This is a genomic window from Parasphingorhabdus flavimaris (assembly GCF_013371215.1).
In the GTDB taxonomy this organism is placed as follows: Bacteria; Pseudomonadota; Alphaproteobacteria; order Sphingomonadales; family Sphingomonadaceae; genus Parasphingorhabdus; species Parasphingorhabdus flavimaris.
The window spans coordinates 396,914-409,903 of the sequence record NZ_JABWMH010000002.1; the positions used below are offsets into that span (position 1 = coordinate 396,914).

The 12,990-nt window shown below is 56.8% G+C and carries 8 protein-coding genes and 1 tRNA gene; 4 read left to right on the forward strand and 5 right to left on the reverse strand.

From position 1 onward, the window contains the following. Positions 1-6: 6 nt before the first annotated feature. Entirely contained in the window at positions 7-774 is a 768-nt protein-coding gene (locus HUO14_RS06595) for a sulfite exporter TauE/SafE family protein (RefSeq protein WP_176279082.1), read from the forward strand. Between the two features lie 142 nt (positions 775-916). Then, complete coding sequence (locus HUO14_RS06600) at positions 917-2,707, forward strand: DUF885 domain-containing protein (RefSeq protein WP_176279083.1); 1,791 nt, start codon at positions 917-919, stop codon at positions 2,705-2,707. 298 nt (positions 2,708-3,005) lie between these two features. On the opposite strand, the gene HUO14_RS06605 is transcribed toward HUO14_RS06600, so the two are convergent. The 3 genes from HUO14_RS06605 to moaA all read right to left on the reverse strand — a co-directional run bounded on the left by HUO14_RS06605 (position 3,006) and on the right by moaA (position 4,911). Then, positions 3,006-3,080 (reverse strand) — tRNA-Asn (locus tag HUO14_RS06605). 74 nt (positions 3,081-3,154) lie between these two features. Then, positions 3,155-3,928: an NAD kinase gene (locus HUO14_RS06610; protein WP_176279084.1), complete on the reverse strand. Its 774-nt coding sequence runs from the start codon at positions 3,926-3,928 to the stop codon at positions 3,155-3,157. Next, positions 3,925-4,911: a GTP 3',8-cyclase MoaA gene (moaA, locus tag HUO14_RS06615; protein ID WP_176279085.1), complete on the reverse strand. Its 987-nt coding sequence runs from the start codon at positions 4,909-4,911 to the stop codon at positions 3,925-3,927. The genes HUO14_RS06610 and moaA overlap by 4 nt, the downstream gene beginning before the upstream one ends. 315 nt (positions 4,912-5,226) lie before the next feature. Here moaA and HUO14_RS06620 point away from each other — a divergent pair, with 315 nt between their 5' ends. Then, a complete protein-coding gene (locus HUO14_RS06620; RefSeq protein WP_176279086.1) occupies positions 5,227-7,092 on the forward strand; it encodes a putative bifunctional diguanylate cyclase/phosphodiesterase in 1,866 nt (621 codons plus the stop codon). On the opposite strand, the gene mfd is transcribed toward HUO14_RS06620, so the two are convergent. Both mfd and HUO14_RS06630 read right to left on the reverse strand, forming a co-directional pair. Next, complete coding sequence (gene mfd, locus HUO14_RS06625; protein ID WP_176279087.1) at positions 7,089-10,559, reverse strand: transcription-repair coupling factor; 3,471 nt, start codon at positions 10,557-10,559, stop codon at positions 7,089-7,091. The genes HUO14_RS06620 and mfd overlap by 4 nt on opposite strands. Before the next feature lie 33 nt (positions 10,560-10,592). After that, on the reverse strand, positions 10,593-10,859 hold the full coding sequence (locus HUO14_RS06630; RefSeq protein WP_176279088.1) for an FAD assembly factor SdhE: 267 nt from the start codon (positions 10,857-10,859) through the stop codon (positions 10,593-10,595). Positions 10,860-10,918: 59 nt separating this feature from the next. Between HUO14_RS06630 and recG the strand changes: the two genes are divergently transcribed. After that, positions 10,919-12,976 (forward strand): ATP-dependent DNA helicase RecG, encoded by a 2,058-nt coding sequence (gene recG, locus HUO14_RS06635; RefSeq protein ID WP_176279089.1) that lies wholly within the window; start codon positions 10,919-10,921, stop codon positions 12,974-12,976. Positions 12,977-12,990 lie beyond the last annotated feature (14 nt).

The following is a 12,990-nucleotide window of genomic DNA, read 5'->3' on the forward strand; positions in this document are numbered from 1 at the left end:
TCTGAGATGGAAATTTCAATTCTCGGCCTGGCCCTGCTGTTTGCGATCACCGCAGCGCTCTATGCCAGCGTCGGCTTTGGCGGCGGCTCCACCTATATCGCCCTGCTGGCGCTGGCCTCGCTCGACTATCGGGCGCTGCCGGTCATCGCTCTATTATGCAATATCATCGTTGTCACCGGCGGCACCATCCGCTTCCAGTCTCGAGGACTGATCGACTGGTCCAGAATCTGGCCGATCCTCCTGCTATCCGTGCCAGCGGCATGGCTGGGCGGCCGCATGGTGCTGGAGCGGGACAGTTTCATGCTGCTGCTAGGCCTGTCGCTGGCAGCGGCGGGGATTTTGCTTATTACCGAGCCATTTATCAGACGGGCAGGGGGCGAGACGCAAAAAGGGCAATGGACCGGTCATAAGCTGTTCGCCCCCGCGATCGGTACCGGCATCGGCTTCCTCTCCGGCATGGTCGGCATCGGCGGAGGCATTTTCCTCGCTCCGATCCTGCTGCTCACTCGCTGGTCCGACAGCCGCCGCATCGCCGCTACCGCCAGCGTCTTCATCCTGGTCAACTCGGCCGCTGGTCTGGCCGGGCAGATAATGAAGTCTGGCTGGAGTCTCGGCGCTGACGCGTTGATCGCCTATTGGCCGCTGTTCGTCGCTGTGCTGCTCGGCGGCCAGATCGGCAGTCTGTTGGCCAGCAAGGCTTTGCCCGAGATATGGATCAGGCGGCTGACGGCCTTGCTGATCCTCTATGTTGCGCTACGAATCTTGTTTGTTTGAGGTCTTGGCCTGTGCGGCTGGGCTAGCAATTCTTCATCGCTAGCATCGAAACTTTTCTCCTATGGGGGGCGAAGGCTTGACCTATGCGATCTGGCCTGCCTCTATGCAGATCAAATATCCATCTTGGATCGGGGACCTCGTCATGACATTATCGCGCATCGGATTTTCTTTCTGCCTCGGCGTCGCCAGTCTGGGTTTGATGCCCTCCGCCTTTGCTCAGGAAGCCGGAGCTGAAACGGCGCCCGATGCAGTATCAGCGGATGCAAGGCTGCGTGCGCTCTACGAAGCCGAAACCGAATGGCGGCACCAGGAATTTCAACTGGTCAAGGACGACAATCGCTGGGTGCAAGGCAATCGCTATCCCAGTGAAACGTTAGAAACCCAGGGTAGACGACTGGCTTATTGGCAGGACGTGCTCCGCCAGCTTGATGCCATTGCACTCGATCAGCTTTCGGCAGAGGAACAGATCAACGCCGCCGTTTTTCGTCAAATGATCTGGGAGAAGGTTAACAGTCTAGAGTATAAAACCTATGAGGCGCCGTTCAACAGCGACACGTTCTTCTGGGGCGGCCTCAACCCGCGAACCGGTTTTTCGAGTGCTGCTCGTTACAGGGACTATCTTGGGCGCATGCAGGATATTCCCCGTTATTTTGACGAGAATTTTGCCAACATGCGGGCCGGACTGGCGCGCGGCTATACGGTGCCACGGGTGGGGATCGAGGGGCGTGACGACACCATCGAAGCCTATACCGTGACCGGCGAGGACAATCCGTTTTACGATGCTTTTCGCGATATGCCCGATTCCATTCCGGAAAAGGACCAGGTGGCCATGCGCACGGAGGCGTTGGAACTAATCGAGGCTGTGGTCGCTCCGGCTTATCGGGCGCTGCTGCGGTTCATGCGTGAGGATTACATGCCACGTGCGCGAACGTCCATTGATGCCCATGCCTTGCCAGATGGCAAACGCTTCTATCGGGACCAGATTCGCCTGTACACCACATTGGATCTGACCGCCGAAGAGATTCACCAGATCGGTCTGAAGGAAGTGGCCCGGATCGATGCTGACATGAAGGCGACGATGAAGGCAACTGGATTTGCCGGGACGTTTCCGGAGTTTCTGGCGTTCATGCGGACCGACCCGCAATTTTATGCCAAAACTCCACGCGAGCTGCTGTCTTATGCCGCCTATGTCACCAAGAAAATGGACGGCAAGCTCAAGGACAGTTTCAGCTTCCTGCCGCGTTATCGGTTCACCATCCGCCCGGTACCGGATGCGATCGCACCGATCTACACATCGGGGCGTGGCGGGCTCGAGAGTTGTCTGTTCAACACTTATGATCTGCCATCCCGACCGCTCTATAATCTGACAGCCCTGGCACTCCATGAATGCATCCCGGGCCACAGTTTTCAGGCGGCGGTGGCGCTAGAGGCACCCGACCGGCCGGAATTTCGCAAGGATATTTATTTCTCCGGCTATGGCGAAGGTTGGGGGCTTTACACCGAATGGCTGGGCACCAAGCTGGGCATGTACGAAACCCCTTATGAGGAATTTGGCCGGCAAACCTTTGAAATGTGGCGGGCCGTGAGACTGGTGATCGATACCGGCATCCATAGCAAAGGCTGGAGCCGGCAGAAGGCGATTGATTATCTTGCCAGCCATACAGCACTTGCCGAGCGAGATGTCGAAACCGAAGTGGACCGCTATATCTCCTGGCCTGCGCAGGCACTGGCCTACAAGCTCGGCGAGATGAGCATTCGCAAGTTGCGCACCAAGGCCGAGGCGGAACTGGGTACCGCTTTTGATCAGAGGCCTTTTCATGATGCCTATCTGGCGCTGGGCGCGGTGCCTTTGCCAGTGATGGAAGCGCAAATGGAACAGTTTATCGCGACCGAAAAGTCAAAACTGGCCAGGAACCAGACGGAAGCGCGGTAGGCCCGAGGCACCGGCCAAGACTTCGGGCGTTGGCGACCATATAATGCCCCGATGGCCCGGACCTGCCGGCTAGCGCGTCACCTTTGGCAGACCAACCGGAAATCATACTCTGAGCGCGACGGAGGCTTCAGAAACGCCGAATACCAGCAGCTTTGCGGCAAACTTCACGAAAAACAAACAGGGGTGTTTGTCTCAGGCTATTTTTGCAGAGCAGAAGAAAGCGGAACGGGGGGTGCCGGCGTGCTTGTCGGCAGCGGGGCCGGATAGACTATGGAACGAAACACACCAGGTGGAAAAATGGCTCCCCGAGTTGGATTCGAACCAACGGCCATTCGATTAACAGTCGAATGCTCTACCACTGAGCTATCGGGGAACACGCTCGATTCTGGACCGAGCCTTTCATGGTGAAGCGCGCCTATAACAATGTCATTTGCGTCCCGCAAGCCATCAAACAACAAATTGTTCCATGGCGATGCGATCGTCCAGTGCATGTTCCGGATCGAACAGCATTGTGAGTGACTGGGCGCGGTCGATCGCGACCTTCACGCAACTGACATCACGGACTTCCTGTTGATCGCCAACCGCACTAACTGGCCGTTTTTCGGGGTTGAGAACGCGAATGGTGATTTCCATCTTGTCCGGCAAAATTGCTCCCTTCCATCGACGTGGCCGAAAGGGACTGATCGGAGTCAGTGCCAAAAGATTGCAGGTCAATGGCAAGATTGGACCATTGGCGGACAGATTATAGGCGGTGGAGCCGGCAGGCGTGGCAATAAGCACACCGTCGCACACCAGTTCTTCCATCATGATCCGGCCGTTGATCTCGATTTCCAGCTTGGCTGTCTGACGGGTTTCGCGCAAAAGCGATACTTCGTTGATCGCGGGCAGGGTGAATTTGGCTCCGGAAATGGTTTCCACTTCCATCTTGAGCGGCTTGACCTTGAATGCTCTGGCTTTGCGCAACCGCTCGCTGAGGTCGTCCATGTGCCAGTTGTTCATCAGGAAGCCCACGGTGCCCAAATTCATCCCATATACCGGCATGATGTTGCGGCGATTGAGCATCTGGTGCAGCGTTTGCAGCATGAACCCGTCACCGCCCAGCACAACGGCCTTGTCGGCCTCTTCTTCCGGGACCCAGTCGATCAATGGTTTCAGTTTTTCAGCGGCTTCCTGTGCCGGCTGGGTAGGCGACACGATCAGTGCCCATTTTGCTTCGCTCATCCGCCCGTGACGTTCATGTGACGCTCCAATATCTCTGCGGACCCCTCCAGCTGAGCATTGAAATCATGCCGCAGCGGTTTAAGCCTTAGAGCCTGTTGGAGCAGTTGGTCAACGCTAGCGATACCGTCCTTGCGGACCGCCGCGCGCAAGTCGATATGGGCATTATGACCGAGGCACATATATATCTTGCCGTCGGTGGTGAGGCGGAGCCGGTTGCAGCCATCGCAGAAATTATTGCTGAGCGGCGTAATCAGGCCAAGTCGCAGACCTAGCGGTTCGACCGATACATAACGCGCCGGGCCCGCGCTGCGATGAGCGATGGGAGCAATGCTATAATGATCCCTCAAGGGGGCCAGAAACTCATCGGCTGAAATATGCGCAAGCTTCCTGTCTGCCCCCACGTCGCCCAGCGGCATGCTCTCGATAATCGTCAGATCATGACCGTTTTTCGCGCAATATTCCACCATGGGTAAAAGGTCCGCTTCATTGAAGTCGCGGACCGCAACCATATTGATCTTTACCCGGATGCCAGCTGATTTGGCAGATTCGATGCCATCGAGTACGACATTCGCATCGGCGCCACGCGTAATTTCCGAAAAGCGGTCAGGATCAAGCGTGTCCATGCTGACATTGATTCGCCGCATTCCGTGAGCCGCGAGATGGTCAGCATATTCGGTGAGCAAGGAGCCGTTGGTCGTGAGAGTCAATTCTTCCAGCTCGCCGGTCGCCACTTTTCGGCCAAGCCGCTGGATCACATCTTTCATGTCCCGTCTGACTAGTGGCTCGCCGCCGGTCAGCCGGATCTTGCGGATACCGTGACTGATGAACCGTTCGGCAATAAGGGTAATTTCTTCCAACGTCAGAAGCTCCGACTTTGGCATGAATGTCATCTTCTCGGACATGCAATATTGGCAGCGGAAATTGCATCGGTCGGTGACCGAAATGCGAAGATAATCAATTTTGCGTCCGAAACCGTCTTGCATTGAGCGCCTCACGTTGATTGAATGCTGAAAGGCTAGCGTTTTCCTAATGCTCAGGCAACGCCCTATAAAGGTTTTGCTGCTACGGAAGTCATGGTCGATCGCCAGAAAACCGGTGTTACGGCGCCCAGTTAAAGGAGCTTCGAGGTTCACGAATTATCCATCCTGCCGACGCATCCGGTAGAATTCAGAAATCTGTTTCTGCTTTCGTTCCAAGAGCGCGATCCGCTGGCCTCTCAAATTGCGTCTTTCGGGTGGCGGGTTCATTCTGCCCGCAGACTGGACAATCTGGGCGCACGGTTTTTTTCGGCCGGAGCGATGATTGCCGTGATCGATGTTCGCGGAGCAGAAAATGACGGCTTGACGGCCATTGCAGAACTTGCCTCGACGGCCACTGAAGGCGGGGTCGCGATATTGGTGTTGGTTGACAGTAGCCAGAATGTACAGATTCTTGAACAATGTTTTGAATCGGGTGCAACCCATTATCTGGATTTTGCCGATTCCGGAGCGAATCTCGCCCAGGCAATCAAATATGCCTATCGCTATGCCGAGAATTTCCGCGGCGGAGCGGAACGCACGAGTCACGAACATTCGATGCTCACATTTGCAGATTTGCAATGGTCGATGACATTAGGCCCCGTCCGTGAATATTGGATCAGTGAAAGTCTGAGGATGGCGGCGAGCGAGATTGATTTCGGGCGATATCCTGCCACCGGAATATATCGTAATCTATCGAGCGAAGAGCGGAAGCGCGTGCGGGGTGCCATGGGACGTCTGCGCGATGGTGCCAGACAGGCTGCGGTTCCTCACCGATTCAAAGGCCGGGCAGTGATCCATCATCTGCACGAAGCCGAGGGAAGAATTTTTGGTAGAATCGAATATCTTGCCGACAATGAAGAAGTCGACGATTGGCGCGGCCGGGACTTGCTTTCCGGGCTGCGGAATACAGCTGCCGCCCGCACCTGGGTGAGGGAGAAGCTGGAGGCCGGGAAACCGCTGACCTTGATCGCGATCGGCCTCAAAAACTTCCGCATGATCAATGCCGCGTTCGGACGGAATGTCGGCGATCAACTGCTGCGCATTGTCGGGCACAGGCTGATGGATCAGACGCAGCGGTTATATGCCGGCTCGCAGATTGTTGCGCGTCTGGACGGTCAGAATTTCCTGATCGCATTGGCAGATATCCACAGCAGCGAGATTTCGGCTTTTGCGAATGATCTGTTTGATAGCGTCTTTTCCGATCTGCAATGGGAGGGGCGACCAATCCATCTCGTTGCGCGGGCCGGGGTGGCGATAGGGCATAAGGATTCGAGCGAAAAAACGTTGATCAGAAAAGCAGTATTGGCGCTTGCAGAAGCGACCGCGGCCGACGCTCTGCCGATAAAGTTCAGCTCCGTTTCCGAAGCAGATGTGCATTTTGAGGAATTGCTGGAAATTCAATTGGCCGGAGCGATGGGGCGCGGCGAAATTGTCATCGCGTTTCAACCGCAATTGAGAGTGGCCACCGGACAACTCACAGGCGCTGAGGCTCTGGCTCGCTGGGAGCATCCTGAATATGGGCTGTTGGGTGCATCCACCTTGTTCTCGGTCGCCGAACGCGCCGGGGTGATGGAATCGCTTTCCACGCAAATTCATAAACAGGCACTGACGCTGGCCGCCAACTGGCCAGAGAGTCTCGGTTTCTTGAGTCTTTCGTTAAACGTCACAGCTGGCGATCTGGCTGCAGCATCTTTTGACGTCGATATTCTGGCACAGGTCGAAGCCGCTGGTTTTGAAGCGGAACGCCTGACTATCGAAATCACGGAATCGGAACTGATCGGAAACCTGTCGGCATCTGCCGATACGTTGCAGCGGCTGAGGTCCGCAGGCGTTCGCATTGCGATTGACGATTTCGGGACCGGTTACAGCAGCCTCTCCTATCTAAAGCAGTTGCCTGTCGATTATCTGAAGATCGATAGCGGGCTGACCAGCGATATCAGCGGCTCGCCGAAGGACCAGGTGGTGGTGCGGTCGATAATCGACATGGCTCACAGCCTGAATCTGGGTGTCATCGCCGAAGGGGTTGAAACCGAATCCCAACTCGATATCCTGATCGAGCAGGAGTGTGAATATTTCCAGGGCTTCCTCCGATCCGGGCCGCTGTCACCGGATGAATTTGAAGCTTTCGCACTGCGCAGCAACTAAGCGGTAACGCGTTGCGCCAGTTTCGATAGGCCTGTTGTCAGCTGGGTCAAGCCATGGAGACGGGACTTGGGATCGCGCCACTTGCGTTCGATAAACAATTTGTGGTCCGGCCGAATCCGAGCCGTTCCCTTGAGCCGTTCGACATAGTCGAGCAGGCCCGGAACATTGGGGAAGCGGTCGTTGTGAAAACTGACCAACGCGCCGCGGGGGCCCATTTCGATCTTTGTGATCTGTGCGTTTACGCAATTCATCTTGATATGCATCAGCTTCAGCAGATTGTCCGTCTGGACCGGCAGATCGCCAAAACGGTCGATCATTTCTGCCGCAAAGGATTCGATTTCGGCAAGCGTTTTGAGACCGTTCATCCGGCGATAGAGTCCCATGCGAAGGGACAGATCGGGAACATAGGCCTCGGGAATCAGGATCGGCGCATCGACCGTGATCTGGGGGGAGAAGCTGTCGGTTTGGACCTGGAGGCCCGAGCCCTTGGCTTTCGCTTCCAGAATCGCGTCTTCGAGCATTGACTGATAAAGCTCGAAGCCGACTTCCTTGATATGGCCGGATTGTTCGTCGCCAAGAAGGTTGCCGGCGCCACGAATATCAAGGTCATGGCTGGCCAGTTCAAATCCGGCGCCCAGACTGTCGAGATCACCGAGTATCTTCAGGCGTTTCTCCGCTTTCTCGGTAATGACCCGGTCTTTTGGAGTGACCATATAGGCATAAGCCCGGGTTTTGGATCGTCCGACACGGCCTCTGAGCTGATATAGCTGGGCAAGGCCGAAACGATCGGCGCGGTGGATGATCAGTGTGTTTGCGCTCGGAATATCCAGACCGCTTTCGACTATCGTGGTCGCCAGCAGCACGTCATAATTGCGGTCGTAAAAGGCAGACATACGCTCTTCCACGGTTGCTGGGGGCATTTGTCCGTGAGCAACCACATAAGTCAGTTCGGGGGCGTGTTTCTTGAAAAAATCTTCGATATCGGGAAGGTCGGCAATTCGCGGAACGACGACAAAGGACTGGCCCCCGCGATAATGTTCGCGCAGCAATGCCTCACGAAGTGGGACAGGGTCCCAGGGCATGACATAGGTGCGAACCGCCAGCCGGTCTACCGGCGGTGTCTGGATCACGGACAACTCGCGCATGCCGGTCATCGCCATCTGCAACGTGCGGGGGATGGGTGTGGCGGTCAGCGTCAGGACGTGGACGTCCGCCTTCATCGCCTTGAGTCGTTCCTTGTGGGTCACGCCGAACCGTTGCTCTTCATCGATGATGATCAGGCCGAGCCGCTCGAATTCGATCGACTTCGCGAGCAGAGCGTGGGTGCCGATGACAATATCGACTTCTCCGCTTGCCAATCCATCCTTGGTCTTTTTGGATTCAGCTGGTGAAACCAGCCGGGACAGTCTGCCGATTTTTACCGGGAAAGGCCGGAAACGCTCTTCGAAATTGTTGAAATGCTGACGGGCGAGCAGGGTAGTCGGCGCGATGATGGCAACCTGCATCCCGGCCATGGCTGCCGCAAAGGCCGCCCGCATCGCGACTTCGGTCTTGCCGAAGCCAACGTCGCCGCAAACCAGACGGTCCATCGCCTTGCCGGACGCCATGTCGGACAGCACTTCCTCGATTGCCTGCTGCTGATCGTCGGTTTCCTGATAGGGGAAGCGATCGACAAAACCGGCCATTTCGCTGGCGTCTACCCGGGCCGGCGTCGCCGGTTGCAAAGCGCGCGCAGCGGCGGTTCTCAGCAATTCGTGGGCTATGGCGCGGATGCGTTCCTTCAGCTTCGATTTGCGTCGTTGCCATGCTTCTCCGCCGAGCCGGTCCAGCACGACGCTGTCTCCGCCTTCACCATAGCGGCTGAGGACATCGATATTTTCTACCGGGACGTAGAGCTTGTCACCGCCGGCATATTTCAGATGGACGCAGTCATGGGGGCTTTCGCCGACCGGGATTGAGACGATGCCCTCGTACAAGCCGATCCCGTGCTCGAGATGGACGACCAGATCACCCTGACTGAGCGCAGAAAGCTCTTCGATAAAGGCATCGCTGCTTTTGCGACGCTTGGATTTGCGGACCAGCCGGTCGCCAAAAATATCCTGCTCGGTGAGCAGCGACAGGCCCTCTTTGCGAAAGCCGGAAGACAGGGGCAATATTGTCAAGGCAACCGAAGCGCCGGTTGCAAGACAGGATTCCCAGTCGTCACAGATGACTGGCGTCTTGACGTCATGATCCTTGAGCAGGTCGAGGATACGGGCGCGCGATCCCTTGCTGTAGCTGGCGACAATTGCGGTCGTTCCGGCCTTGGTCAGATTGTTGAGATGGGTGCTCAACGCCTGATAGATATTCTCGTTGCGCGCTCGCTCCGGCGCGAAATCGCGGGGAGACGAAGCTGACATGGAAATGACGCTATCGGATTCGGGTTCGTCGAATTCGCTGAGAACATGGACCGGCGCATCCTGCTCGCGGGCCAGCCATTCTTCCGGCGTCAGATAAAGCGATGACGGCTCTAGCGGACGGTAGCTCGAAAGATTGGCCTTGTCGGCTTCAACCCGGTTCTTGTGATAATCTGCAATAGCGGAAAATTGTGCTTCAGCAGCCGCAGAGCCGGCAGCATCTTGAAGAATGATGCAATCGTCTCCGACATAATCGAAAATAGTAGCCAGCCGGTCTTCGAGAAGCGGAAGCCAGTGTTCCATCCCGGCCAACCGCCGCCCGTCGGAGATTGACTGATAGAGCGCATCGCCCGTGGCGACGGCTCCGAAAAGATCCCGATAGCGGGTACGGAAGCGGGTAATACTGTCCGGATCCAGAAGAAACTCTGATACCGGAAGCAGATCCAGCTCGTCGATATTGCCGACAGTGCGTTGATCGGCAGGATCGAATTGCCGCAGGGTTTCAATCTCGTCACCAAAAAGGTCGATCCGGATCGGCATTTCGGCGCCGGGCGGAAACAGATCAATCAGGCCACCGCGGGCGGCAAATTCACCGCTGTCGGCGACCGTGTCAACCCGGACAAAGCCGTTGGCATAGAGAAAAGAGATCAGCTTTTCCTGCTCGACGATCGTTCCGGGGGCAAGATGGGTGACAAATTCCTTGATCCGCGATGGTGTCAGTACTCGCTGGGTTATAGCATTGATGGTGGTGACAACCAGTTGTCCTCCAGCACAGGGAAGCGCCAGCTTGGCCAGGGCGGCCAGCCTGTCGGATGTTGTATGCAGGGCCGGAGATGCGCGGTCGTAGGGCAGGCAGTCCCAAGCGGGAAACTCAATGATATCGAGGTCGGGTTCAAAGAAACGGGCCGCTTCGGCTATTGCACTCATCGCGGCGTCGTCGGTCGCGACGAACATCGTCCGCTGTCCCGAATTGGCTGCAATTTCGGACAGGAACAGCGGGCGATAGCCAGCGGGAACCCCGGCCAGAGTCATGCCTTTTTCCGAGGATGATAATCTATCTAAATAAGACATGTTCAATGGGCTTTTGGAAATGGGAGAGGGGGGCTATTTTGTCGCGTCAATATAATCGAGTCGCTGCATGACATCCATTTGCGGACCGGCAAAAACTTCCGGAACCGGCTGCGTTCCAATCGCCCAGGCCATCACATCCACATCATCTTCGACGAGCAGACTTTCGAACCAGTCGATTTCCGTATCCGACCAGCCTTGACTGTAGCGATCGAAAAATCCGCCGATCAGGAAATCGGCTTCCCGGGTTCCGCGATGCCATGCGCGAAATTGAAGCCTTTTCAGCTTTGTTTCGCGGTCCATAATTGCTGCTCCAACTTGGCTGGCATAATGCGCCAGCGACGGTATAAAGGCGGATAGACATGCGGCCCGAGATACTCAATCCATTATTTGGCGAAACCCAGTCGCTCAAGGGCGTCGGCAAGGCTCTGGCCAAGCCGCTGGAGAAGCTGCGACTGATGCGGATCAAGGATCTGCTTTATCATCAGCCGAGCTACTGGATGCAGCGGAAACGGGTCAAGGAGCTTGACGAGATTGACGTCGGCGAGACGATTATCGTTCAGGTGACACCCGTCGACTACCGCAGCGGCGGACCACGCAGTCCGCTGAGGGTGAACGCAACAGATGATGCCGGCAACTATATCAGTCTGACTTTCTTCGGGCGGAACCCGGGTTGGCCGAAAAAATTACTGCCGCTCGGTGAACCAAAAATCATTTCGGGCAAGCTCGAGCGCTATGGCGACGAGCTGCAGATCGTCCACCCCGACCAGATACTCGAGCCGGAACAGGTCGACAGCATTGCACTGTTGGAGCCGATCTATCCCTTGTCGGACGGGCTGGGCAATGTCCGGATGCGTCAGCTGACCGCGCAAGCGCTCGCGCTTGCGCCGGAATTGCCGGAATGGGTAGAGCCAAGCCAGCTTGCAGCGAAGAAATGGAAGAGTTGGAAGGATAGTATCACTGCTCTCCACAGTGCGGAAGGCGAGGGTGCCAATGATCGACTGGCCTATGACGAGGTTTTTGCCAATCAACTGGCCTTCATGCTGGTCCGTGCCAGCAACCGCAGCAAGAAAGGCATCTCGATTGAGGGGGACGGGCGCCTGCGAGACCAGTTGAAACTGCCGTTTGAACTGACCAATGCCCAGAAACGCTGTATCGGCGAAATCGAGGGGGACCTCGCGCAAACTGCTCCGATGCTGAGATTGCTGCAGGGCGATGTTGGCTCGGGAAAGACGCTGGTGGCGTTGATGGCGCTGCTCTCCGCTGTAGAAGCCGGATATCAGGGCGCGTTTCTGGCTCCGACAGAAATACTGGCGCGTCAGCATTATGAAGGTCTGCAGAAATTGCTGAACGGCCTTCCGGTCAATCTCGCGATCCTCACCGGACGCGACAAGGGCAAGATTCGCGAAGCGACCCTGATGGGATTGATGGATGGTTCGATCGATATTCTGATCGGGACCCATGCAATTTTTCAGGAGCAGGTGCGGTACAAGAATCTGGCTGTCGCAGTCATTGACGAACAGCATAAATTCGGTGTTTCCCAGCGGCTCATGCTGACTCAAAAAGCAGAGAGAACCCCGCATCTTCTGGCAATGACCGCCACGCCGATACCGCGGACCCTGACGCTAAGCCAATATGGTGAAATGGATGTCTCCCGTATCGATGAACTGCCACCGGGCAGGCAAACCATCGATACGAGCGTGGTCTCGGGAGCGCGTATGGCCGACATCGTGGACGGGCTTGCACGTCATATCGCTGCCGGTGGCCAGGCTTATTGGGTCTGCCCGCTGGTCGAAGAGAGTGAGAAGAGCGATCTAGCGGCGGCGGAGGAGCGCGCAGCCAGCCTGCAAACGCGTTTTGGCGATCAGGTCGGGCTGGTTCACGGCCGGATGAAGGGGCCTGAGAAAGACCTCGTGATGGGTCGTTTTCAGCGCGACGAAATCAAGATTCTGGTGGCCACGACGGTCATCGAAGTGGGGGTCGATGTTCCGAACGCCAGTCTGATGATCATCGAGGCGGCTGATCGCTTCGGTCTCGCCCAATTGCACCAGTTGCGCGGTCGTGTCGGGCGGGGAAGCGTCAAATCGAACTGTCTGCTGATTCGTGGCGATACGCTGAGCGAGACCGCGCGAGCCCGTCTTTCGCTGATGCGCGAGACCAATGACGGCTTTCGGATCGCCGAGGAAGACCTCCGCTTGCGCGGGGCGGGTGAATTATTGGGCACACGCCAATCGGGCGACGCCGGCTTTCGGGTTGCAACGCCGGCTCAAGTAAACGAGCTTATCGGGCCTGCGACGGACGATGCCCGGCTGCTCCTGGACCGCGATGGTGGATTGGACAGCGAGCGAGGGCAGGCTGCGCGGATAGCGCTTTATCTGTTCGAGCGCGACTGGGGCGTCAGCCTGCTGCGCAGCGGATGAAAGCTGGGGCCGGG